The sequence below is a fragment of the Winogradskyella maritima genome (genome assembly GCF_042650215.1).
Lineage (GTDB): Bacteria > Bacteroidota > Bacteroidia > Flavobacteriales > Flavobacteriaceae > Winogradskyella > Winogradskyella maritima.
In genome coordinates this window covers 206,672-230,234 of sequence record NZ_JBHSAT010000022.1, presented here as the reverse complement: position 1 = coordinate 230,234, position 23,563 = coordinate 206,672, and the positions used below count along the sequence as shown (strand labels likewise).

Genomic DNA, 23,563 nt, shown 5'->3' with positions numbered 1-23,563 from the left:
GATGATAAAACTCAACCTAAAACACCTCAGTATTGGCTTGGCCATGCTCTCTGCATCGTTTTGCAGTGTGAGAGCGCAGGAGCTGAACCTACCAGTGTGGACCCAATATTTGGCCGACAATGCCTTTGTGGTATCGCCAACTTTTGCCGGGATTGGAGACAACCTTAAGATTAGAGCTAACGGACTTACCCAATGGGTAGGTATAAAAGGTGCACCAGACAATCAGTCTTTGTATGCTGATATTCGGATTGCAGACCGCTCCGGACTTGGTTTTTCGGTCTATAACGATAGAAACGGAAATACCATACAAACAGGAGGGAAGCTGTCCTTTGCGCATCACTTGATTTTAGACCGAACGTCTGAACAGTACCTGTCTTTCGGGTTGTCCTATAATATTAATAACTTCAGAATTGACATCAACAATTTTAATACAACAGTTGAGAATCCAACGATAGACCCATTTGTAACGGACGACAGACGAACCACGAACAGTAATTTTGATGCTGGTGTCTTATACCGAAACCGAGGGTTTTGGTTAAGTATGAATGCCAATAACATCCTTAGAAAGAAGATTGACGAGGATGAACGAATTTTTGAACCGAATTTGCTTTTCAATCTTCAAACGTATGCAGGCTATACTTATGGCGACCGTCGTAAGGGAGGATTGGAGTATGAACCGTCAGTGTTCTTTCAGTATTTTGCCAGTGACAGCCGTTCGGCGACGGATATCAACTTTAAAGTCCGAAAGTACGGCAGGGACGACAATTACTTTTGGGGTGGAATTTCATACCGTTTCCTAAACGACCAAGTCTTGAAACCTTTGAATGTTGGTCCAATGGTAGGTTTTTCTCAATCTATATTTTACTTTGGGTATGCGTATCAAATTACGACTAATGATTTGGCGGGCTACAACTCCGGAACGCATGTGGTGACGATTGGTTTAAATCTCATTAGGGATATCAGTAACTGTCCGTGTACGCGAAGCCGTGTGAGTTACCGAAGAACGAATTAAAAATATATTTAAGTCAGATTGACCTTCAAAAGTACCAAGATTTAACGCTTTTAAAGAATATCCGTGTTTATACGTTGCTTCAAGATGTATATATGATTTCAAAGCTGTAAGTTCATTTCAAAATTAAAATGCTATGAAATTTCTATACGCCATTATTGGCTTATTACTTATCACATCCTGTGTATCTTCAAAAGGATTGGACTATAAAGAAGGGTCGGACAACGTTTACGAGAATGATGTAAAAAATGTTTTGGACCATAGTGACTGGGATACACTTCTCAAAAAACACGTCAATGCCTCAGGTCTTGTCGACTATCAAGGATTTATTGATGATACATCTAAACTTCAAACTTATATAGATTATTTAGGACAAAACACACCGACCAACTCTTGGAGTTACCAGGAGCAATTGGCCTATTATATTAATGTCTACAATGCCAATACCATTAAACTTATTGTCGATAATTATCCAGTAAAAAGCATTAAGGATGTCGATGCTACGATTTCTCCGTTTCTAAAATCATTTATCAATTTAGGTGGAAAAGAACTGTCTTTGGCGGATGTTGAAAAGGGTATTCTTCAAAAAATGAACGAGCCTCGTATTCACTTTGCAATTAACTGCGCGTCGATTTCGTGTCCAAAATTAATGCGTGATGCCTACACGGCTGAAAACGTTGATGCCTTGATGGAGCAAGCGGGAAAGGAGTTCGTCAACTCAAAAGAAAACGAGATTTCGTCGAATACGGTTCGTTTGTCTGAAATTTTCAAATGGTACAAGAATGATTTTCTAACGGATGCCAATTCAATTTTAGAATACGTGAACCGCTACAGCGACGCAAAAATCAACCCGAATGCTACAGTAGAATACATTGAGTACAACTGGAATCTTAATGATACCAAGTAGTGACTTGTCAGGTTGAGCATTACTTGAGAAGAAACGACAGTTTCAGCGAAAGTACCTTACTCAGTAAGTCGAAACCTTGTTAATGACGAAAAATATGAAATGTTATACTTGTGAGGTTCTAATCTCGAAGTATCGGGACTTTCAGGAATACTAATCCTCAATTATCAACTGACCAGTATATAAGACCTCCACATCGATAATCGGTGGCGTGTTCGTTAAAATAAGATTTCCCGTACTCAACAATTGTCCAACTACAGATTGTTGCGCATTCAGGTAAATATTGTTTGTGCCTCGATGATAAATTTCCGCATTTTGAACGGTAAGCTCACGGCCTTCAAATCGGGCGTCACCAAAGATAAAGTCGAGATTGAGATTGGTCACATTTCCTGTTAAAAAGAAATTGCTGAGGTTATTTTGAATGATAGTCAAATTGGCTACATCCAAATCCAGAATAAAATCGCCGTTGGTATGAAAAGCGTCTTCCTCTTCCAAATCTTCAGAACGAAGCGTAAGATTAGGGAAGCCCAATGCACCCTCACTTTGAACCGCCAATCCTGAACTGTTTCGGATTTCAGTTAATGTCGGTGTTGATACATAAATTTTCGTGATGCCATAATCCCTAACGAGATTGCAGGCATTTCCGTTTTCGATAATCAATTCGCCATTAGCTACCGTTACAGAAATATCATTGTTGAGGTTTTCGCCAGATTCCAAAACGACGGATTTCGGCCCTTCTGAAATAATAAGCTGTGTGCGTTCAAACACCGTGATTTTCGAAAAATCTTCAAGCTCGTACGACACTTGAATGATATCGCCCGCCGTTTGTAGGCAGTCTAAACTCTTTTTCGAACTGCAATTCAGAATAAAAATACATATCCAAAGTAGTTTTAATTGCTTCATAATCGTAATCCTATTCCAAATTCAACAGCTTCAGCTTTTGCGCCGTGCGAGTGTACGTTAACCACTGCAAATACCTTATCCGAGACATAGCGTTTTATGCCCAAACGGTTGTAGAGTCGATTTTCAAACTCTACAGGATAATAGACATAATAGCCCAAATGTGTAATAAATGCGATTTTGTTAAAACGCAATTCGTGCCCTACAAAAAGTCCCAAACGTTTATAATCCTCTTTGCCAGTGACTCCAGATTCTGGAAAAGCGATTGACTGATGCCTCACAAATTCTTTTAAAAATTGAGCAACAAATAACTCCGTACCTGCCAAAATGGTGCTTTTGTGATTGATGCGTTTATCTACAAAGGCGGAAATAGTATAAAACGGAAAACGTCCACTGCCCACAATATCACTCTCGTTAACACCACCTCTCAGAACAAGATTATATTTAAATGGCTCAGAATATTTGGTGCGCTCACCTTCGGGAATGTAGTCTGGCTGGTTCTCATGGTCAAAACGATAATTGGCGCCGACGGTAAAAGCAAAGGTATTTGTGCTGTTATTGGGTGCCTTAACATTGGCATTGGAGTAGTGGATGATATTAAACCCAGCCTGAACGCCAAAACCATCAAAAATATCTTCCTTTATGTAGTTAAACATAAGGTAGGTAGAACTCAGCAAATGCGAGCCGTAGGCATTATTGATAAAGTTGTCGTTACGGTCGTAAGGCTTGTTGGCGTAAGCAATGCCTTGCCCAATACGGAAGACCAGACTTCGGTTAAGCATGTAAAAATTGAAATGCCCATAAACACCAATATTCTCTCCGAGGTATTGGTTTTTCATATCCTGATAACTAAGGGAAAATCCCCAATCTGGATAATTATAACGACGTTCCCATTCGTTGAATCCGTAGGTTTTACGGTTGTAACTTAATATGAAACCTGTGGGATGGTCCGTAATGAGATGCGCGATGTCTGGATTATGCTCCATGATGGTGCCGTAGAATGGCATAGCATCTAATGAAAAGGGCTTTTTTTCAACATCTTGTGCGGATGACAAGAAGTTTGCAAGGATAATAAAGGCAAAGGATAAAAAATGTTTCATAGCGATACGTGCCGTGAATGTAACCAATTTGAAAAACCTTAATCAACTTTTTAAAAAATTTCTGTAACAAAATTATTTTATCGGCGTCCAATAAGTATGGAATCAAATTATTACACCTTAAAACGAGAAGATAACACTTTATTGGTTATCACGCATTTAGCACAATTGTTAACGGCCTTCACGGGTTTTGGAGGTCTTATAGTGCCATTGATTATTTGGGCAACACAAAAAGACAGAGTGGAAGACATGGACGCCCATGGCAAAGCCATCATCAACTTTCAGTTAAGCCTTATAGTATACAGTATCATCTGTATTCCTTTAATTTTATTATTAGGATTGGGCTTAGTAGGCTTACTACTACTTTGCTTTATCTCATTTATATTCCCAATAATCAACGCCATCAAGGCAAGCAACCGAGAATTGCCAAAATACCCCTTATCTCTTAATTTTGTTAGTTAGTTATTTTATTAAAGAGGTAAAGAAAAACGCTCATCTGGTCGATGGGCGTTTTTGGTTTTAGGGGGTATTTACTATTAGTTATTTTTCATTCAATTATTCTCTACTAATACGGATTTTGTAGTTAGTTCATCTCCCCAGCATCCACATCCTTAATAAAATCAATCAGACCAGGGAAGAAATGTTCTTGGTCATCATATTGTGAGAGATGGCTACCGTTAGGGCAGTGGAGGTAGCGACCGTTTTGTACTTCGCTGGCCATCCATTCCATATGTTTGGGGTCCATGGTATCGTACTGAGCACCAATGGTTAGGGTTGGGACTTTAATTTCTTTCAATCGGTCTTGAACATCCCAATTTTTGAGTGTGGCGTCGCCTTTAATCCCGAATTCGCTTGGGCCTTGCATAGTTACATACACATCTGGGTTTAAATGATTGAATCCACGATTGATGGAGTTCGGCCACTCGTCCACAGGCATTCTTATGACATGTTTTACGTAGTAATTATTGACGATAAGCTCTAAATAACGTGGATTACTGTAGTCTTCTTTTTCTTCATAAGTCATAATCTCGTCCAAGACATCTTTCGGTAATTGAGGCGCCAAAACTTCGTCTGAATATTTCTGATACTCAGGAATGGACGATACCATATTAGAGATTATCAGTCCCTTTAAATTATCTTGATATTTTAAGGCATACTGCATTCCTAAAATCCCACCCCAAGATTGCCCAAAAAGGTAGAAATTATCCTTATCTAGGTCTAAAGCTACACGCACTTGCTCTACTTCCTCAACAAAACGGTCTAAATCCCAAAGCGATAAGTCTTTTGGCTGGTCACTGTAATGTGAGCCGAGTTGGTCGTAATAGATATATTCTATGCCTTCTTGCGGGAAGTAACCGTCAAAGGACTCATAGATTTCGTGTGTCATTCCGGGGCCACCGTGTAATAACAGTACTTTCATTTTGGGATTGTTGCCTATACGTTTTGTCCACACATTGAAAGTGCCTTTTGGCGTTTCTATCGGGATGAGCTTAATTCCACCCGTGAATTGGTCGTCCTTATTTTCAAAACTGTGATAGTCTTGAAGCGAAACTTCAGTAGCTTCAGTTTCGGGATGTGTTGTTTCGTTTTTAGGTGTTTCTGCACATGAGAAAACGATTGCTAATAATAGGAATGGGATGAGGGTTTTCATGATTTAAATTTTAAAAATGAAATGGTCTGAAAACCAATGTTTTGTCAATCAGTCCCAAAGTTTCAGGATGGTTTCAGAATCTTATATAATTCATATTAGAATTTGTGTAGATTCTGAAATAAATTCAGTATAACAGATAATTGAGAGTTTTCAGGCCACCTAAATTATTTCTTACCACCAAGCAAACTCGCTAGTAGCGCTACGACACCAAGTCCGATAGTAATATAGGCATTGGTATTGTCTTGTGCTTCTACGCTTAATGGGCCGACGCTCATAGAGGCTTCTGGTACAACCATGGTGTAGATGCCATAGCCTAATAATACGACACCTGCGACGAGTAATACGGTTTTTACTGTTTTGTTCATTGTATTGGTTTTTTAGTTAGTTGATTAAAGATAGATAAAAAAGAATAGAGTGGTAATTATACAATTTATGTCATTGCAAATTTTTTATTTACATAGGACAAAAGCTATGACTGGGTGGTTTCGCTCCTAGTAATGATGCTTTATTTTTTAATTATCCTTAAGTATAATAAGAGTCATTGCGAATCTCGCCATAGCGAGATGTGGCAATCTGTTAAATATTTGGTATAATTTGAAGAGATTACCACGTCGCTTTGCTCCTCGTAATGACATAACAAAAAAAGTCCAGACATTTATCGTCTGGACTTTACTTTAAATTTTGTTCAAAATGGTTTTATCCATTAAGCATCACTGGCATAACCAACATGGTTACTTCTTCGCCTTCATCTAAACCGTCGATTGGCGTTAGAATCCCAGCACGATTTGGCAAGCTCATTTCTAACTGCACATTATCAGAGCTAAGATTGTTAATCATCTCGGTTAGGAAACGTGAATTGAAGCCAATTTGCATATCATCACCTTGGTAATCACAGCTTAAACGCTCTTCGGCTTTGTTGCTGTAGTCGATGTCTTCTGCTGAAATATTTAATTCAGCACCAGCGATTTTCAATCGGATTTGGTGTGTAGTTTTATTCGAGAAGATACTCACACGACGGACTGAATTTAAGAACTGCGTGCGGTCTATCGTTAATTTATTAGGATTTTCCTTTGGAATAACAGCTTCGTAATTCGGGTACTTACCATCGATTAAACGGCAAATCAATTCAGAATTATTAAACACGAACTTCGCATTGGAATCATTATATTCAATAAGAACATCGTCCTCACTTCCCGCTAAAATGCCTTTCAACAGATTCAAAGGCTTCTTTGGCATAATGAATTCTGCCGTTTCGTTGGCAGTCACATCTGTTCTAGAATATTTTACCAACTTATGCGCATCGGTAGCCACAAAAGTTAAGTTGTCAGCAGAAAACTGAAAGAACACGCCACTCATAACGGGTCTTAAATCATCATTGCCTGCGGCAAAGATGGTTTTAGAAATAGCATTCGCTAAAATATCGCCCATTACCGTCGTTCGGCTTGGGTCTTCTAAAGCCACTGCTTTTGGAAACTCAGCACCATCAGCATACGCCAAGGCATATTTACCATGGTTAGAACTGATTTCAACTGTATTGTTCTCTTCTACAACAAAGGTTAATGGTTGCTCTGGAAAGGTTTTTAATGTATCCAATAACAAACGTGCTGGCAGGGCTATAGACCCTTCAGAATCACTCTCAACATCAATAGTCGACGCCATTGTGGTTTCCAAATCACTAGCCGAAACTGTTAATTTAGATTGGTTTAATTCAAATAAAAAATTATCGAGAATTGGAAGCGTGTTGCTGTTGTTAATGACACCACCTAAAACCTGCAATTGCTTCAGTAGATAGGTGCTTGATACTATAAATTTCATACGTTATTATCAGAATATTAAGTCTTACAAATATATCTTAAACCTTAGGTTTTATAAAACAAACTTATCAACAAATCTTACGATAAAATTACCGTGTTTATCGGGCGTATTTCCGTTTTCTAATACGATTGAAAAGGAAGCCAAACAATCCTAAAATAAGTAAAGGCAACACTATATTAACCAATTGCCAAGTTGATTTTTCGTCTTCAATACGTTCGCTATCCATAAACGCGACCTCAATGGATTTGCTTCTAATGTTTATAAGTCCGGAGTCGTCCAGCAAATAATTAACAGCATTCAGCAGGAATTCCTTGTTGCCAAAAGTCCGGCCCGTAAAGCGGTCAAAACCGAGTTGTAACGGTCTGTTGAGTGAGACTTCATTCCTGATGACATCGCCATCGCCAACTACGATTATTTTTGAAGGTTTTCCGTCGGAAAGATAGCCAGGCAATTGAAACGGGAGCACTCTATTTTTGTACACACTGTTAAATTCACCTTCTAATAAAACGGCCAAATTTTGAATGCCAGCGTTATAATTGGCTTCATCCAAATCCTGACCAGGACCAGGCAAGGAAACGGTTTGCAAAGCACCTTGTAACTGTGTTTTTGTGGATGATTTTAAGAGTACGGTTTTTGTAATACCATTTTTTAGCGTATCGATTTGACTTGCAAAATCGAACTTTACCAAATTGATATTATTTGAAATCGGATGAATGGTATCTGCATTAGCCAATGGCGAATAGGTCCATTGCACAGGTTGAAACTGTGTGTTATTGCCTTCACCAAACGCCAGAGGAATAGGTGCAGAGTAAAGGTCTTTTACTAAATTTTGATTCACACGAACGCCGTATTTAAAGAAGAAATCATTCAGGTTTAAATCGCGCGCAATGGTCACGGCATTGCCATTGTCGTTCATGAGGCTGTCCTTTTCCATAATTATGGATTCGGTAAACCAAATGCTTTTTCCGCCTTGCATGGTATATTGGTCTAGCACCAATTTTTCTTCTTCGGTAAAAGGCTCGGTTGGTTTTGCGGAAAGGATTAAATCGAAATTTGAAAGCGCTTTTAAAGTCCCTACCGGATTGGTCGCCACAGAATCTAAAGTAAATTCTGCCAGATTATAATTGGCTCCCAGGGCCGTTAATGCATCGGCCGTTTCAATATCCCGAAGTTGCCCGTTACCTTTAAGCACGGCGATTTTCTTCTCTTTTGCTTTCAAAATGGTATTAAAGGCATCAGCAAAGGCAAATTCCAAATTTTGAACGGAATTCGTGATTTGGTCTTGCTCACCATCCGTAAGGTTTCGTTTTAGTAAAGGTACTTTGGTGGTTTCCAAATCATAACTCGCAAAAGCCCAGGGAAACAACAATTCTTGACTCACTTTCCCACTTTCCTTACTGCTCAATACATAAGGTTCCAAACCGCTTTTAGTTAATTCTGAAATATAGTAGTCTCTTTTGGCTTCATCTTCCAAAGGGTCAATATAATTGACTTTAATCAGCGGATTTATGGATTGAAATTCTTCAATTAAGGATTTTGTTTCAGATTGAAGTATTCTGAATTCGGATGGTAGATTGCCTTCCAAAAAAACATCAATAATTAGCGGAACATCGGCTTGTTCTATGAGCTCGATAGTCGTTTCAGATAAGGTGTAGCGACCATCTTTGGTCAAATCGAAACGTTTGTAGAGACTACCACTTGCAACATTGATAAGTATAATTGCAATGAGACTAACGGCTAATATGACGAGTTTGTTATTCTTCACGCGTTTCAAATTCAATGGGTTGTTGATAGATGTTTAGGCTCGCGACCTTATTGTCTTTAAATGTAATTTCCACATTTTCTTTTTCAGACGTAAAAGCCCCAGGTTCTATGCCCAATCCGTAGTTCCATTTGTTATTGTCATGAGCTTTTTTTGCGTCATCCCAAGTCAGCCATTCTGCTTTACCCAAAAGACCTTCAATCTGTTGTTTTGAAAGGTTAATAAGCGTGTCGCTTTCCACGGTATGGTCAATCATTTCATAACGAAGTGCAGGGTCTTCGGACCATGCTTCAGCATCAAAATATTTTTGATGATGGTAAGAGCTCACAATATTGACAAAGGGATAAAAGACATAGAAATAAACAATGGGAGTAAGGACCACACTAATTAAAAAGACCAGCCATTTTCGTTGGTCTACCGTTTTTAAAAACAAATAAAGCAGGACAAAAACCAGCAACATGAATATGACCAAAAAAGGTGTAATTATCATTTTGCGCTATGTTTAATGTTTAGGGTTGTCCAAATCAGGAAAAATACTGTCACACTCAGAAAATATAATAAATCCCGCGTATCTAAAACCCCTCGACTCATGCTTTTAAAATGGCTTTCCATGCCGAAGGCTTCTATAGAAAAGTCTGTGATATTTGATAGTGCATCAAACCCGAAATAGAAAAAGAAACAGATAAAAATGGCAATCAAAAAAGCCACAATCTGATTGTCAGAAATCGTTGAGGAAAATACACCGATGGATGTGTAAGCTGATGCTAAGAACAACAGCCCGAAATAGCTTCCCAAGGTACTGCCCATATCTAAATTACCAATAGGATTCCCTAATTGGTAAACCGTGTAAACATAGAGTAGTGTTGGTATTAAAGCAATAAGAATCAAAACAAGAGCCCCAAAATATTTTCCAAGTACAATCTGAAAATGGGAGATAGGCTTCGTTAATAATAACTCTAAAGTGCCTTGCTTTTTTTCATCACTAAAGCTTCGCATCGTAACCGCTGGAACGAGGAAAATCAGAATCCAAGGCGCCAATAGAAAGAAAGTAGATAAATCTGCGTAACCATTATCCAGAATATTAAATTCGTTCTTAAAAACCCATAAAAAAAGACCGTTGAGTATAAGGAACACGGCAATCACCAAATAACCGATTGGCGATGCAAAAAAGGTGTTTATCTCTTTTTTAAGTATGGCAAACATTAATCTAATATTGCTTTTTGACGTACACTCCAAGCCTCTGGCTTAGCGTTGAACAAAGGTTTTGTTTTAGACCAAACGTTTTTAAATAATTCAGATTGTCTGTAATTATTTAGAGCGTCTTCCGAAACCCAATGGCTGTAAGTAAAAAATTGGTTAGACTTGTATTCGTCCTGCCAAAGCTCTAAATGCTCACAGCCTTCAAAATTTCGGATTTTATCTTTATTGGTTTCAAAATTAGCTAAGAATGTCTCAATGTCTTCAGGTTTAAAACTCAGTTTTACAACTCTTACTAACAACTTCTTCTCGCGCAAGCGGGAAACTTCTTCATTTCTATCTGTTTCTCGGTCGCGCTTCTCCATCACACCTTATTAAATGTTACTGTAACCGTATCCATAGCTTTTAATCCCATTAGGGAAGAAGCACTACCGACACTATCGCAGTTACTTTTATAAACAGCGATTTCTAAATGGCCAGACGCGCTAAATACGACCAAGCCACGACCTTCATCGTCTCGTTTTTCAATCGGGATATCAAAATTCACCAAATCGCTATACTTTCTATATATTTTCTTGAACTTATAATTACGAGCCGAAATCTCAAACGAACGTGTTTTTTGTATCGTTTCGAAAAACTTCTTTTTGATGTTGGTCACCACATTGCCATAATTGTCGATGTAAATTACAGAACCAATAATTTGGTTTTGCTCATCGTTAACAAAAGGCTCTAAATTTTTGATGGGCTTTATGGTGTTGATAACTTTTCCGATGACTTCGAGCGTACCACCACGAGCAATATGACAGGCTACTTTTACAAACACATCCAAAACCGGGAAACTAGATTCCACCTTATCATGAATGTTGATTTCCACAATCTTGGTCGGTGCAATTTCTTGACAAATCATACTCATAATACCGTTGTTGGCACATATAAAGTAATGGTCATCTAAAAGTACTGCAATATGCTTATTTTCAGGATTTAACTCAGAATCAATACCTATAACATGAATGGTGCCTTTTGGAAAACTAGCGTAAGCATTCAAGATAATGTAAGAGGCCTCAGCGATGTTAAAAGGCGATACAGAATGTGAAATATCTACAATTTTGACGTCGGGTAATTCGCTATAAATTGCCCCTTTAGTAGCGCCAGCAAAGTGGTCTTTTTCTCCAAAATCGGTCGTTAAAGTTATGATGGGCATTGGCTACTTTGTTGATATTTTTTTAAGTGAGCGTCTTTTAAAATTGTTAGATTTGTTTAGACACAAAACTAAGAAAACTTATCACTAAATCAGTTTAGCTTTTGAACGAAATCATCCTAGAACTTGAAGAAATCTCCCCGAAGGAATTCTTCGGCGCGCAGAACGCCAATATTGAACTTATAAAAAAGTATTTCCCTAAACTTAAAATCGTAGCAAGAGGCAACAAAATAAAGGCCTATGGCGATGAAGACCTGCTCGAGGAATTTGACCGCCGAATGGAAATGCTAATGACGCATTTTGGTAAATACAACAAATTGGATGAGAATTCCATTGAGCGTGTGTTGACTAGCCAAAGTTCTGATGATTACACCACATCCAAGCAAAGTGGTGAAGTGATTGTGCATGGCGTCGGAGGTAAATTAATTAAAGCCCAAACCGCCAATCAACGCAAGTTGGTAGAAAGTATGCGTAAAAACGATATGGTTTTTGCTATCGGTCCTGCGGGAACGGGAAAAACCTATACAGGTGTGGCTTTGGCGGTAAGAGCGCTTAAGAATAAAGAAGTCAAACGTATTATTTTAACGCGTCCTGCGGTAGAAGCTGGAGAGAACCTTGGTTTTTTACCAGGTGATTTAAAGGAAAAGCTAGACCCCTACATGCAACCCTTGTATGATGCGTTGCGTGATATGATTCCACCCGAAAAGTTGGAAAATTATATTGAAAACGGCACCATTCAAATTGCGCCATTGGCCTTCATGCGTGGACGAACCTTGGACAATGCCTTTGTTATATTGGATGAAGGCCAAAACACCACACACGCCCAAATGAAGATGTTTTTAACTCGAATGGGAAAGAACGCCAAGTTCCTATTGACAGGTGACCCAGGCCAGATTGATTTGCCAAGACGAACGATTTCAGGATTGAAGGAAGCCTTACTTATTTTGAAAAATACCGAAGGCGTTGGGATTATCTTTTTGGATGATAAGGATGTGATTCGTCATAAGCTGGTTAAGAAAATTATTGAGGCTTATAAGAGTATTGAGAATAGGGAATAAACGAGAAGCCCCATTGTCCTGCGGACATTTAGTTACACTGAATCCGAAGGATTTCCCCGAAGGGGAAAATGAGCTCGATTCTCAATTAATCTTGATGGTAAAGACAAATAAACAAATCAACAGATAAACGACAATCTTGAAACTAAAAACCATAACCGATACCAATTTCAATTTTCCTAACCAAAAAAGCGTTTACAAGGGAAAAGTTAGGGAAGTCTATAACATCAATGACGAGCAGTTAGTGATGATTGCCACGGATAGGCTCAGTGCTTTTGATGTGGTGATGCCAAAAGGAATTCCTTATAAAGGTCAAATCCTCAACCAGATTGCAACAAAGATGATGAAGGATACCGAAGACATTGTCCCAAATTGGTTGGTCGCAACACCAGACCCAAACGTGGCTGTTGGTGATTTATGCGAACCTTTTAAAGTTGAAATGGTGATACGTGGGTACATGTCTGGTCATGCGTCACGGGAATATAAAGCCGGAAAACGTATGCTTTGCGGAGTGCCGATGCCAGAAGGGATGCAAGAAAACGATAAGTTTCCTGAACCGATTATTACGCCAGCAACAAAAGCTGAAAAAGGTGACCATGATGAAGATATCTCACGCGAGGATATTTTAAAGCGTGGTGTTGTGTCTGAAGAAGACTATGTAATTTTAGAAGATTACACTAGAAAGTTATTTCAGCGCGGAACGGAAATCGCATCCAAGCGCGGTCTGATTTTGGTAGATACCAAATATGAATTCGGGAAGACCAAAGACGGTAAAATCGTTCTGATAGATGAAATCCATACACCAGATTCATCGCGATATTTCTATGCAGACGGCTATCAAGAACGCCAAGATAGGGGCGAAGCGCAAAAGCAACTCTCCAAGGAATTTGTACGTCAATGGTTGATTGCAAATGGCTTTCAAGGTTTAGAAGGACAGACCGTACCCCACATGACTGATGATTATATTGAATCCGTAAGCGAGCGCTATATAGAACTCTACGAGAATATTACGGGAGAGACTTTTGTGAAGGCTGATGTGTCAGATATTCAATCGAGGATAGAAGCGAATGTTTTGGAATATCTAGCGCCCTAATTATTCAGGCGCAAGAGGCCCAGGCACCGCATTCTCAATGGCCGGAATAGATTTCAAATAGTTAAAAATCGCTTCTAAATCAGCATCTGTTAAACTTGCATAAGATTCCCAAGGCATTGGAGGCAACAGCATTCGACTGCCTTCCAAACCTTTAAACTTTCCTTGTGTCATCGCGATTTTAAATTGTTCTAAACTCCAAGTGCCCATTCCTGTATCGTCTGGAGTTAAATTCCCCGTAAATGATATACCCCAAGGCCCCATAGTTGCCGTTAAATCCGGATGCGGAAACAAAACGCCTTGTTTGGTGACTTCCGAATCAAATTGTGGTAAGGGCCTGTTTTCAGGATAGCCAGAAAGCATTCTAGACATATCGAATTTCGGGCCTTGCTCTGTCATGACCTTTGGCGTATGGCAGGTATTGCAGTCCATTAACGTTACCAAATACTTTCCATGTTCTATGGATGTATCTGCTTTAGTGACCGATACCGTTTCTTCGTAGTTTTCGGTGGATTTCTTGTTGTTTTCGCAATTAAACAAGAAAGCGCATAGCAAAATAAAAATGTAGTTGGTTTTCATAATGACTAGAGTTTACTCGGCAATAACCCGAATTTTTCCTTAAAGCTTTTCGTAAAATAAGAGAGGTTGGTATAGCCGACGCTGTATGCAATTTCAGAAACGCTACCTTTCTTTTGGATGAGCATTTCATGGGCTTTATTCAAACGCATTTCTACAACAATCTGATTTGCGGATTTATTAGTTAAGGCCTTCAATTTTCGGTGTAATTGCGAGCGACTAAAGCCAACGGCAGACGCCAAGTCCTCAATTGAAAAGGTTTCATTATCTAAATTCTCGCTAATACTATGGGCGACTTTCTGTAAAAAAGTATTATCTAATTGCGCCAAATCCACAGCATCTAGACTTATTAAGTCTGAATTTTGAAACTGCTCCCAAACCTTACGTCTGTTAGCAATAAGATTGCTGGCGCGTACGAGAAGCTCCTCAGGTTGAAATGGCTTAACCACATAAGCATCCGCTCCTTGAGACAGCCCTTCCATTTTATTGGATTGCCCTGCCTTAGCTGTGAGCATCACAATAGGGATATGACTGGTTTTACTATTATTTTTTAAAGCGTTACAAAGTTCGAAACCATCTTTTTTTGGCATCATAACGTCCGTAAAAATGATATCCGGAATATGTTCCATAGCCATCCGCTCGCCTTGTAAACCGTTTTCGGCATTGAGTAATCTGTAATGCGGTTTTAAGATTTGCGATATAAAGGCATTGAGGTCGCTATTGTCTTCAACGATAAGGGCTAGAGGCTTATTGACATCTGAAGGACTTTCAGTTTTTGTTTCTTCGGATGTAATTTCAGGAAGAATATCATTTATCGTTGTTTCAGAATAATCAACCGTTTTTTCGTTATTGACAACGGAAATGGCTTCTGGCAAGTGATTTAAGGTAAACGGTAATCGCACTTTAAAAGTTGTGCCTTCACCCAATCGGCTATCCACACTAATTTGGCCGTTATAAATATCAACCAACTCCTTGGTCAAGGCCAGGCCGATGCCAGACCCTTTGGTTTCCGAGCCTTCAACACGATAAAAACGGTCGAAAATACGTGCTATATCTTTTTCTGAAATTCCATTACCAGTGTCCGTAATCTTTAGGGTTAGGTGACTTTTACTTACGCCTACGGCGACAGTAACCATGCCTCCATTGTTGGAATACTTAAAAGCATTAGAGAGCAGATTGCTCACAATTTTTTCGAGTTTATCACGGTCGTAAAAGGCTTGGTGTTGTTCTTCAGGAAAGCTGGTATTCAATCCAATATTCAAACGTTCAGACATACTTTCAAACGAAAAAATGATGGATTTTAAAAATTGAATGAGACCACCTTGTTTCAAATTTAAATGCACCTTTCCGCTTTCCAATCGGGATAATTCCAATAATTGATCAATCAAATCCTGAAGACGTTCCACATTGTTAGAAATAACGTCATATGATTTACGGCTTATGGTAACGTCTTGCTGTTGTTCAGATTGATTCCGTTTTGAAAAATGGAGCGGACCGGAAATGAGGGATAACGGCGTTCGTAATTCATGACTGATATTGGCAAAAAATTTCGATTTTACATCGTCTAAATCCTTCACACGTTGCATCTCGGCATAAGTTTTCTGGGCGTTGAGTTTGTCTGTTTCATTAGTTTTATTGATGACTTGTCGCCTGTATGCAATGCCAAAGGAGTAAATAATAATCTGAAGAAAAACACCTACAGCAAACGGGTCGAAATACCGAATAAGGTTAAGAACACCTAACGACCACAGGGTTCCAATAATAAGAAATGTAGAGGCGATGATAGAGCCGAAGCCAAAGTAACGGGCAAATTTATCTTGTCTTGTGAAAAAATAAATCGAAAGGCCAAGACTCGCAAAAGAGTATAGATTCATTATAAAATAGTGAAGCTTGAACCCTAAAAAATGTGGCTTGTAATCTGTTATTATTGGAAGAAGCGCAAGGATAAAAACCTCAAGAAAAACAAAGATGGCCAAGCCGAGCATGATTTTATCTGCCTTCGGGAATTTCGTTTTAGAGTTGATAAATGCGCGACCGAAAAACCACCAAGAGTAAAAAATACCGTGAGCAATCAAAGCCCAAAATGTAAAACGATTAGAGCTGATGGTTCCCAAAATAAGACCTATGGTCATGGCCTGGGTCAAGGTACAGAAGCCCAACCAAATGGTAAACCAAAGGAAAACTTTGTCTTTAAAATAAATGTACTGTAAGACGTGGTAAAGAAATATGATAAAGGCAACCCCAAATAAAAACATATTAAAACTACGCTGAAAGCCAAATAACTCATGGTAAAATGGTTGCTCCGGACTTCTGGCCGTTAAATTGAAATACGCCGGATAGCCCATTTTATTACTTTGAACTTTTATGATGATAGTAACAACGTCGTTTGTAGGCAAATTACTAAGGCTTACTTGATTTAGAGCCCAGTGAGCTTTAGTATCACGTTCTGATTTTGAATATTCCACCCCCGATTTTTTATGAAATATCTGTTGGCCATCCACAAAGCCGTAAACATCAATTTTTCCATTGCTTTTAGTCCATGCTGGCGGACCAATGTGTCGGTCTTCAAAATGAAGCGCCCAATCTTTAAGTTGTTCTGTGGCTTTAAGATTAATCTTTCCCCAATATGTCGTGTGCCTTTCTAAATAAAACGGCACCTCATCTCCTGCGATGCTCTTTAAACTAGAGTCGTTGAGTAATTTGTCTATAGTTAAATTAGCCGTAGAATCCTTATAAATTCTTAAATGTGAACTTAAATCATGAACAGGATATCTTGCATCAATTTCATAAACCTCTTGGGCAAAAGCATTTAGATTTAATATGAAAATGAATAGGATGGAAACAAGCTGTTTCATGTTGCTGGCTTTCTATTGTTAAAAGATAATAATTATTGCAATTGGTTCTTTTACAAATATTTGAAAAATATAAAAAGGGCGTTGACACTTATGTTTCATGCATTAACTGTAGGGTTGCAATTGATACTATTAGTGGGATTACGGGATGAATTTGTTAAATCTTGCAACAGGTCTTTTGATGCTGGGGTCTTAGAATCTTCAAATTTGAACATCTTAAAAAATCAAAGCCTTATGAAAATATTTTCTCGACTATTAACCTTATTTATTTCTACATTTTTCCTCTTCGGATGTTCTAACGATGATGACAATACACCTATGCCAGAAGCTTGGGAGTTGGAGGTCAATCAGGTTGCTCAGGTTACCGAATCTTATTCAAATGTAAACGTTGCTACAAACGAAGGTCGATTCGATGCTTCGGGATATGTGCCGAATATGGGACACCACTATATTAATCCGGCGATAATCGATACTACGTTCGATTTACTAAATCCAGAAGTCATTCTCTACGTCCCAGATGATAACGGCGTAATGCAAATGGTAGCTGTAGAGTATGCCGTTTTACCAGAAGACCCTGACAATCCAGGTAATCCACCTGAAGGTTTTACTGGCTCAGAAGATGAGTGGCACTGGCGCGAGGACTTAGGCCAATGGCAGTTGCACGTGTGGACGGTTTTGGAAAATCCAGATGGAGTTTTCGCCATGTTTAATCCAGCGATTGGCGATTAAAATATTAAAGAAGCTATTAATCATGTTGAATGAAGCCGGTACGTTGTAATGACTGCTGGCTTTATTTTTATATAAATTTTGAAATAACGTCATTTCAAAAAAAAGTATATCGGAATCAAGTTCAATTATTGATGATTTGCAGAAATTATTAAAATTAACCACCTCCCTTTCACCCGCTTATTGGCGTATGAAAGTACTCCTCCTTTTAAAGGAGGAGAATAAGAGATTATTTGGTTAAAATTTTTAATGAGAGTAAATTCCTTCCCTTTTTTAGGGAAGGTGGATTCATCGCGCCTAAACGTGATCAAGACGGAAGGGTTGAATTTAAAGCCCAATAACGCGCTCCGTCTGCCGATTGCTTTTTTGTAAGACGTCATAATAAAGGAAGTCGGTGACTTCAGCAATACAGCGACGCATCGGTAAGCCAGACCAGCTGTGCGTTCCACCGTTGATGGAGAATAAGAAATACGATTTTCCTAAACCTTTTAGTTTGTCGGCTATAGCGCGAGACCCATATAGCATCATATAACCCTTATCATCTGGACTACAATAATGATGCGAAGCAATATGATAGGGAACCAAATTGTCATTGGTACCATGAAACAGTTGGGTTGGGATAGCCGTTTCAGTATTAAGATTTTCTAAACCAATAATAGCACCAGCCATACCAATAACGCCAGCAAATTGAAATTTCCGTGGTAAATCCGTCTTTTGTTTTACGTAAACCAAATGCAATACAGCTTCTGCACCAGCACTTGTTCCGGCTAAGACAATTTGGTCTTTGTTGATATTGAAAACTTTATCTTCCTTTAAAATGTAATTTATGGCAGAAACAATATCATCTGCAACACTATCAAAGGCTTCAATCTTTTTTTCGGTTTTTGTATCGCATCCAAAGCCTAATTTTTTCATGGTCAATTCGTACGACATAGAAATGACTGCATAACCTTTCTTCGCCATTTTGGTGGCAAACTCTACAGAATTGGGGTCGTCTCGTTGTCCGCCCGAAAAACCACCACCGTGTACGTAAAGCAACAAAGGTAATTTTTCAGAAGTCGTTTTAGGTCTATAGAAATCGAGTTGAAAGCTATCTTTTTTCTTTTTTTGGTAGGTATGCGTGGATACTTCAATTTCGCTAAATGAATCATCGAGATATAGAGTTTGCGCTGAAACAAAAGGTGCTAAAAGTAAGAGTAGTGTAAGTTGGAAAAATTTCATGCTTAGTCTGTCGATTTTTCAGGCAGACCTTTCAGTTTATCCCAGAGTCGCCGTACATGCGAATATACGAAGGCATTTGTTTTTACATAGTGAAACGATATGGTACACACTGTAACGAGAAAAAGAATGGCGCCAAGTACTGCTTCGTATGGTTCTAAGGTCTTTCCGATGAGTCTATTGAGCCCAAATCCTGTAAAACTTCCATAAATAATAATGAAATGAATCACGTAAATAGATAATGTCTTTTGGCCAATTTTTAGAATAAGGGTTTTCTTCAGGAAACGTTCCAACCCATAAAACAAGCCAAAATAAATAAAGACATTACCCAATCTGGTAAAGAGATAATTATAGTTAGCGGATTTTTGAAACAGCTCAATCTCTGTAGCATAATAGAGTTTATTCAAACCGTAAGACGACCACTCCATTAAGAGATAGCCGACAACCAAAAAGCTAATTACAGTAACGGGTTTGAATTTCGATTTTTCGATATGTCGATAAAAGGCTGTCGCCAAATATCCGCCAAATGCCATATAGCCAAACCATGGAATAATGGTAAAAATAGAACCGTTTTCTTTCGAAATATAGTTTGAAAACACCAAAGGAATTCCATCGATATTCAAATTGCGATAGAGCGGTTCAGACAGGAAAATTAAAATGCCTAAGACGAAACATAAGATAGAAAACACCAAAATATTCCGAAGACACAGAACGTACAATACAATAATGAGAATCAATGATAAGCCAATGCATTGCAACACATCTACGACTAAAAAATAGGTGTTGAATTCGCCAATAAACCACTGCAAAAAAGGAATCCTGAGCAGATATCCAATGGCAATTAGCATAAGTCCGCGTTGTAAACCTTTTCTAATCCTAAGGCTTTCTTGTCCTTTTTCCTTCGCACGAATCAATAAATATGTGAAAATCAATCCTGAAATGGTAAAAAACGTCGGCGCTGTAATCCCCCTGAAGTACGACCATGTATTATAGACAAGGCTATTGGTGTCTCTATATTCGGGCGCCAAAAGTGTGTCAACAAAATGACCCTGCAACATCATTAGGATGGCAAATGCGCGGACGGCATCTATAAAATAAAGACGTTTGGTTTGCAAAAGTTAGTACTTGGTCAGCGCAATTTAAGATTATTTTAAGAAAAGGTTCAAATAGGTTTTAAGTATGAATTATATTTATGGCATAAACTAGCTAATTTGGAAGCATTAAACCAAGCCATGTCTGACTTTTCAGGGTTTGCATGGGGACTGCATTTACTGATTTTATTGATAGGTGGCGGATTGTATTTATTGATTCGTTCTAAATTTTTAAGCTTTCGCTATTTGGGTCACGCCTTGAACGTGCTCCGCGGAAAGTATGACAACCCAAATGACCCAGGGGAGATTTCTCATTTTCAAGCCTTAAGTACAGCGTTAGCCTCAACTATTGGTATGGGGAATATTGCAGGCGTTGCTTTAGCAATTTCAGTTGGAGGTCCTGGTGCTATGTTCTGGATGTGGATAAGCGCTATTGTTGGTATGTCTACAAAGTTTTTCACATCCACCTTGGCAGTATTGTACCGTGGTAAGGACAGTGAAGGCAAAATACAAGGCGGGCCTATGTATTTTATTGTGGAAGGTCTTGGGAAAAACTGGAAGCCTTTGGCCGTGATGTTTAGTGTATTTGGGATGATGGGCGCATTGCCGGTTGTTAATGTCAATCAATTAAAACAAGCCATAAATGATATTGTATTAATCCCGAATGGTGTCGATGTCAGTTTAAAAACCAATTTAATTATTGCAGGTATTCTGGTTGTAGTAACCACTATTGTTATTGTTGGCGGTTTGAATCGTATCAGCAAAATCGCAAGTAAAATGGTGCCGTCTATGGTGGCTCTGTATTTTATTTTGGTTTTGGTGATTTTGGGATTACATATTGAAGAGGTGCCAAAATATTTCATGCTCATATTTACAGATGCCTTTTCAGCCAATTTTTATGAAGGAGATGCTTTTCTTGGAGGCGTTTTAGGCGGTTTGATTTTATTGGGTATTCGTAGAGGAGCATTCTCTAACGAAGCTGGTATTGGTACGGCACCAATGGCGCATGGCGCCGCTAAAACCGACGAACCTGTGCGAGAAGGTTTAGTCGCCATGCTAGGACCAGCTATTGATACTTTAATCGTTTGTACACTGACAGCTTTGGCTATTTTAGTGACAGGTGTTTGGGAAAGTACAGCGGATAATGGTGTTACCTTAACTGCTTCTGCCTTTGACTCGGCCATGCCTGGCTACGGTAAGTACTTGCTGATGATTTGCGTGTTTGTGTTTAGCGTCTCGTCTTTATTTTCCTATTCGTATTACGGAACAAAATGTATGTCATTCATATTCGGGGTGAAGCGTCAAAAATGGTATAATGTATTTTACATCGGGAGTATTATCATTGCTTCAACGACGGATTTCGATGCTATGATTAATTTTATCGATGGTGTTTTCGCTTTTATGGCCATTCCAACGATGATTGCCACATTGATTTTAGCGCCTAAAGTGCTTGAAGCATCAAAAACCTATTTTACCAAATTGAAGAACAAAAACGACCTCTAATTATGAGTCAATACCATATTAAAAATTTTGAAGAGTACTTTCAAGTTTATAAAAAGTCCATAAATCAACCTGAAATCTTTTGGGAAGAAATCGCAGAGGAACATTTTGTCTGGCATAAGAAATGGGATTCCGTTTTAGAATGGGATTTCTCAAAACCCGAAGTCAAGTGGTTTGAAGGCGCTCAACTCAACATCACAGAAAACTGTTTGGATAGGCATTTGGCCAACCGTGGCATTAAAACGGCTATTTTATTTGAGCCAAACGACCCAAATGAAGATGCAGAGCACATTACCTACAAACAGCTTCATGCTCGTGTTTGCAAATTCGCGAATGTCTTAAAAGACCAAGGCATACAAAAAGGGGATAGGGTTTGTATTTACTTACCGATGATACCCGAATTGACTGTTTCCGTTTTGGCCTGCGCACGGATTGGAGCTATACATTCTGTGGTTTTTGCAGGGTTTTCTTCGTCTGCACTCTCATCCCGAATTAATGACTGCGATGCCAAAATGGTCATTACTTCAGACGGTGCATACCGTGGCGCAAAAACCATTGATTTAAAAGGCATTGTGGATGAGGCATTGGAGGATTGTGAGTCTGTAAAAACTGTACTCGTGGCGAAACGCATTCAATCCGACATCAATATGAAAGCGGGTAGAGACCAGTGGTTACAACCACTTTTAGATGAAGCCTACCAAGATTTTAAGGCAGAGGTGATGGAAGCGGAAGACCCTTTGTTCATATTATATACATCCGGTTCAACAGGAAAGCCAAAGGGCATGTTACATACAACGGCAGGGTATATGATTTATACGGCCTACACCTTCAAAAATGTGTTTCAATATACCGAAGACGATATATATTGGTGTACAGCAGATATAGGCTGGATTACAGGCCATAGCTATATCGTCTACGGACCATTGGCCAATGGTGCTACGAGTGTTATGTTTGAAGGTGTTCCAAGTCATCCTGATTACGGTCGATTTTGGGATATCGTTCAAAAACATAAAGTCAATCAGTTTTACACGGCACCAACAGCAATTAGGGCTTTGGCAAAACAAGGAACTTCTTGGTTAAAGGATTATGATTTATCAACCCTAAAAATTTTGGGAACTGTTGGTGAACCTATCAATGAAGAAGCTTGGCATTGGTATAATGATAATGTTGGGAACAATAAGAGTCCTATCGTAGATACCTGGTGGCAAACCGAAACAGGAGGCATAATGATAACTCCTATACCATATGCAACGCCAACAAAGCCAACTTATGCCACTTTGCCGTTTATTGGTATTCAACCAGCATTGATGGATGAAAATTCAAAGGAACTAACTGAGAATCAAGTTCAGGGTCGCTTGTGTATAAAATTCCCATGGCCGTCTATGGCTAGGACCATTTGGGGAAATCATGAGCGGTATCGTGACACATACTTTTCAGCATTTAAAAACATGTACTTTACGGGTGATGGTGCCTTGCGTGATGAAGTAGGGTATTACAGAATTACCGGTCGTGTTGATGATGTAATTATTGTATCTGGGCATAATTTAGGAACCGCCCCTATTGAAGATGCCATAAACGAGCACCAAGCTGTGGCAGAATCGGCAATTGTCGGTTTTCCGCATGATATAAAAGGTAATGCCTTGTATGGTTATGTGACATTAAAAGATTCAGGCGAAAGCAGAAATCATGATAATTTGCGTAAAGAAATCAATCAATTGATTACCGATAGAATTGGCCCGATTGCAAAGTTGGAAAAAATCCAGTTTTCTGCAGGTTTGCCTAAAACACGGTCTGGTAAAATCATGCGACGTATACTCCGAAAAATTGCCTGCCAAGAGACCGACCAATTGGGGGATATCAGTACGCTTCTCAATCCTGAAGTCGTGGAAAGCATCATTGAGGAATCCAAAGCTATTCTTTGA

Annotated in this window: 22 protein-coding genes; 8 read left to right on the top strand and 14 right to left on the bottom strand. The window is 38.9% G+C overall.

The annotated features are described in order from the left end of the window. The first annotated feature begins 1 nt into the window (after window position 1). Together ACFOSX_RS12980 and ACFOSX_RS12975 are read left to right on the top strand one after the other, a co-directional pair. Window positions 2-1,012 carry a PorP/SprF family type IX secretion system membrane protein gene (locus ACFOSX_RS12980; protein WP_386101923.1) on the top strand — a complete coding sequence of 337 codons (1,011 nt, stop codon included), beginning with the start codon at window positions 2-4 and terminating at the stop codon, window positions 1,010-1,012. A gap of 133 nt (window positions 1,013-1,145) precedes the next feature. Continuing rightward, window positions 1,146-1,916, top strand: coding sequence for a DUF547 domain-containing protein (locus ACFOSX_RS12975; RefSeq protein WP_386101920.1), 771 nt, complete (start codon window positions 1,146-1,148; stop codon window positions 1,914-1,916). Between the two features lie 150 nt (window positions 1,917-2,066). Here the strand turns inward: ACFOSX_RS12975 and ACFOSX_RS12970 are convergent, their stop codons facing one another. Together ACFOSX_RS12970 and ACFOSX_RS12965 are read right to left on the bottom strand one after the other, a co-directional pair. Further along, window positions 2,067-2,816 carry a head GIN domain-containing protein gene (locus tag ACFOSX_RS12970; protein WP_386101917.1) on the bottom strand — a complete coding sequence of 250 codons (750 nt, stop codon included), beginning with the start codon at window positions 2,814-2,816 and terminating at the stop codon, window positions 2,067-2,069. After that, the gene (locus ACFOSX_RS12965; protein ID WP_386101914.1) at window positions 2,813-3,913 is read right to left on the bottom strand and encodes an acyloxyacyl hydrolase; all 1,101 of its coding nucleotides are present in this window, start codon (window positions 3,911-3,913) and stop codon (window positions 2,813-2,815) included. The genes ACFOSX_RS12970 and ACFOSX_RS12965 overlap by 4 nt, the downstream gene beginning before the upstream one ends. 96 nt (window positions 3,914-4,009) lie before the next feature. Between ACFOSX_RS12965 and ACFOSX_RS12960 the strand changes: the two genes are divergently transcribed. After that, complete coding sequence (locus tag ACFOSX_RS12960; RefSeq protein WP_386101911.1) at window positions 4,010-4,372, top strand: DUF4870 domain-containing protein; 363 nt, start codon at window positions 4,010-4,012, stop codon at window positions 4,370-4,372. Window positions 4,373-4,493: 121 nt separating this feature from the next. Here the strand turns inward: ACFOSX_RS12960 and ACFOSX_RS12955 are convergent, their stop codons facing one another. The 8 genes from ACFOSX_RS12955 to ACFOSX_RS12920 form a co-directional block, all read right to left on the bottom strand. Next, window positions 4,494-5,561, bottom strand: coding sequence for a proline iminopeptidase-family hydrolase (locus ACFOSX_RS12955; RefSeq protein WP_386101908.1), 1,068 nt, complete (start codon window positions 5,559-5,561; stop codon window positions 4,494-4,496). A gap of 164 nt (window positions 5,562-5,725) precedes the next feature. After that, on the bottom strand, window positions 5,726-5,926 hold the full coding sequence (locus ACFOSX_RS12950) for a hypothetical protein (protein WP_386101905.1): 201 nt from the start codon (window positions 5,924-5,926) through the stop codon (window positions 5,726-5,728). Between the two features lie 331 nt (window positions 5,927-6,257). Next, the gene (gene dnaN, locus ACFOSX_RS12945) at window positions 6,258-7,376 is read right to left on the bottom strand and encodes a DNA polymerase III subunit beta (RefSeq protein ID WP_386101902.1); all 1,119 of its coding nucleotides are present in this window, start codon (window positions 7,374-7,376) and stop codon (window positions 6,258-6,260) included. Window positions 7,377-7,473: 97 nt separating this feature from the next. Beyond that, window positions 7,474-9,141: a gliding motility-associated ABC transporter substrate-binding protein GldG gene (gene gldG / locus ACFOSX_RS12940; RefSeq protein WP_386101899.1), complete on the bottom strand. Its 1,668-nt coding sequence runs from the start codon at window positions 9,139-9,141 to the stop codon at window positions 7,474-7,476. Beyond that, entirely contained in the window at window positions 9,131-9,628 is a 498-nt protein-coding gene (locus ACFOSX_RS12935) for a hypothetical protein (RefSeq protein ID WP_386101896.1), read from the bottom strand. The genes gldG and ACFOSX_RS12935 overlap by 11 nt, the downstream gene beginning before the upstream one ends. After that, window positions 9,625-10,341 carry a gliding motility-associated ABC transporter permease subunit GldF gene (gene gldF / locus ACFOSX_RS12930; RefSeq protein WP_386101893.1) on the bottom strand — a complete coding sequence of 239 codons (717 nt, stop codon included), beginning with the start codon at window positions 10,339-10,341 and terminating at the stop codon, window positions 9,625-9,627. Before gldF ends, ACFOSX_RS12935 begins: the two co-directional genes overlap by 4 nt. Further along, window positions 10,341-10,637 (bottom strand): putative quinol monooxygenase, encoded by a 297-nt coding sequence (locus tag ACFOSX_RS12925; protein WP_386101992.1) that lies wholly within the window; start codon window positions 10,635-10,637, stop codon window positions 10,341-10,343. The genes gldF and ACFOSX_RS12925 overlap by 1 nt, the downstream gene beginning before the upstream one ends. A 62-nt stretch (window positions 10,638-10,699) precedes the next feature. Next, entirely contained in the window at window positions 10,700-11,536 is an 837-nt protein-coding gene (locus tag ACFOSX_RS12920) for an SAM hydrolase/SAM-dependent halogenase family protein (protein ID WP_386101890.1), read from the bottom strand. Between the two features lie 101 nt (window positions 11,537-11,637). Here ACFOSX_RS12920 and ACFOSX_RS12915 point away from each other — a divergent pair, with 101 nt between their 5' ends. Next, on the top strand, window positions 11,638-12,591 hold the full coding sequence (locus ACFOSX_RS12915; protein ID WP_386101887.1) for a PhoH family protein: 954 nt from the start codon (window positions 11,638-11,640) through the stop codon (window positions 12,589-12,591). Between the two features lie 133 nt (window positions 12,592-12,724). Then, the gene (locus ACFOSX_RS12910; protein WP_386101989.1) at window positions 12,725-13,681 is read left to right on the top strand and encodes a phosphoribosylaminoimidazolesuccinocarboxamide synthase; all 957 of its coding nucleotides are present in this window, start codon (window positions 12,725-12,727) and stop codon (window positions 13,679-13,681) included. On the opposite strand, the gene ACFOSX_RS12905 is transcribed toward ACFOSX_RS12910, so the two are convergent. Next, window positions 13,682-14,257: a diheme cytochrome c-553 gene (locus ACFOSX_RS12905; protein WP_386101884.1), complete on the bottom strand. Its 576-nt coding sequence runs from the start codon at window positions 14,255-14,257 to the stop codon at window positions 13,682-13,684. It abuts the gene before it with no gap. 5 nt (window positions 14,258-14,262) lie between these two features. Continuing rightward, entirely contained in the window at window positions 14,263-17,109 is a 2,847-nt protein-coding gene (locus tag ACFOSX_RS12900) for an ATP-binding protein (protein ID WP_386101881.1), read from the bottom strand. 231 nt (window positions 17,110-17,340) lie between these two features. On the opposite strand from ACFOSX_RS12900, the gene ACFOSX_RS12895 reads away from it, so the two are divergent. Beyond that, on the top strand, window positions 17,341-17,835 hold the full coding sequence (locus ACFOSX_RS12895) for a hypothetical protein (protein WP_386101878.1): 495 nt from the start codon (window positions 17,341-17,343) through the stop codon (window positions 17,833-17,835). Window positions 17,836-18,159: 324 nt separating this feature from the next. Here the strand turns inward: ACFOSX_RS12895 and ACFOSX_RS12890 are convergent, their stop codons facing one another. Both ACFOSX_RS12890 and ACFOSX_RS12885 read right to left on the bottom strand, forming a co-directional pair. Beyond that, on the bottom strand, window positions 18,160-19,053 hold the full coding sequence (locus ACFOSX_RS12890) for an alpha/beta hydrolase (RefSeq protein ID WP_386101875.1): 894 nt from the start codon (window positions 19,051-19,053) through the stop codon (window positions 18,160-18,162). 2 nt (window positions 19,054-19,055) lie between these two features. Further along, window positions 19,056-20,165 (bottom strand): heparan-alpha-glucosaminide N-acetyltransferase domain-containing protein, encoded by a 1,110-nt coding sequence (locus ACFOSX_RS12885; RefSeq protein ID WP_386101872.1) that lies wholly within the window; start codon window positions 20,163-20,165, stop codon window positions 19,056-19,058. 96 nt (window positions 20,166-20,261) lie between these two features. On the opposite strand from ACFOSX_RS12885, the gene ACFOSX_RS12880 reads away from it, so the two are divergent. Together ACFOSX_RS12880 and acs are read left to right on the top strand one after the other, a co-directional pair. Further along, entirely contained in the window at window positions 20,262-21,644 is a 1,383-nt protein-coding gene (locus ACFOSX_RS12880) for an alanine/glycine:cation symporter family protein (RefSeq protein WP_386101869.1), read from the top strand. A 2-nt stretch (window positions 21,645-21,646) separates the two neighbouring features. Next, window positions 21,647-23,563, top strand: coding sequence for an acetate--CoA ligase (gene acs / locus ACFOSX_RS12875; protein ID WP_386101866.1), 1,917 nt, complete (start codon window positions 21,647-21,649; stop codon window positions 23,561-23,563).

Bases quoted from the DNA above. Each gene is read 5' to 3' on its own strand.
- ACFOSX_RS12935 (WP_386101896.1), bottom strand. From the start codon at position 9,628: ATGATAATTACACCTTTTTTGGTCATATTCATGTTGCTGGTTTTTGTC.
- ACFOSX_RS12950 (WP_386101905.1), bottom strand. From the start codon at position 5,926: ATGAACAAAACAGTAAAAACCGTATTACTCGTCGCAGGTGTCGTATTA.
- ACFOSX_RS12965 (WP_386101914.1), bottom strand. From the start codon at position 3,913: ATGAAACATTTTTTATCCTTTGCCTTTATTATCCTTGCAAACTTCTTG.
- ACFOSX_RS12900 (WP_386101881.1), bottom strand. From the start codon at position 17,109: ATGAAACAGCTTGTTTCCATCCTATTCATTTTCATATTAAATCTAAAT.
- ACFOSX_RS12890 (WP_386101875.1), bottom strand. From the start codon at position 19,053: ATGAAATTTTTCCAACTTACACTACTCTTACTTTTAGCACCTTTTGTT.
- ACFOSX_RS12960 (WP_386101911.1), top strand. From the start codon at position 4,010: ATGGAATCAAATTATTACACCTTAAAACGAGAAGATAACACTTTATTG.
- ACFOSX_RS12920 (WP_386101890.1), bottom strand. From the start codon at position 11,536: ATGCCCATCATAACTTTAACGACCGATTTTGGAGAAAAAGACCACTTT.
- gldF (WP_386101893.1), bottom strand. From the start codon at position 10,341: ATGTTTGCCATACTTAAAAAAGAGATAAACACCTTTTTTGCATCGCCA.
- ACFOSX_RS12895 (WP_386101878.1), top strand. From the start codon at position 17,341: ATGAAAATATTTTCTCGACTATTAACCTTATTTATTTCTACATTTTTC.
- ACFOSX_RS12980 (WP_386101923.1), top strand. From the start codon at position 2: ATGATAAAACTCAACCTAAAACACCTCAGTATTGGCTTGGCCATGCTC.
- ACFOSX_RS12970 (WP_386101917.1), bottom strand. From the start codon at position 2,816: ATGAAGCAATTAAAACTACTTTGGATATGTATTTTTATTCTGAATTGC.
- ACFOSX_RS12905 (WP_386101884.1), bottom strand. From the start codon at position 14,257: ATGAAAACCAACTACATTTTTATTTTGCTATGCGCTTTCTTGTTTAAT.
- acs (WP_386101866.1), top strand. From the start codon at position 21,647: ATGAGTCAATACCATATTAAAAATTTTGAAGAGTACTTTCAAGTTTAT.
- ACFOSX_RS12975 (WP_386101920.1), top strand. From the start codon at position 1,146: ATGAAATTTCTATACGCCATTATTGGCTTATTACTTATCACATCCTGT.
- ACFOSX_RS12955 (WP_386101908.1), bottom strand. From the start codon at position 5,561: ATGAAAACCCTCATCCCATTCCTATTATTAGCAATCGTTTTCTCATGT.
- dnaN (WP_386101902.1), bottom strand. From the start codon at position 7,376: ATGAAATTTATAGTATCAAGCACCTATCTACTGAAGCAATTGCAGGTT.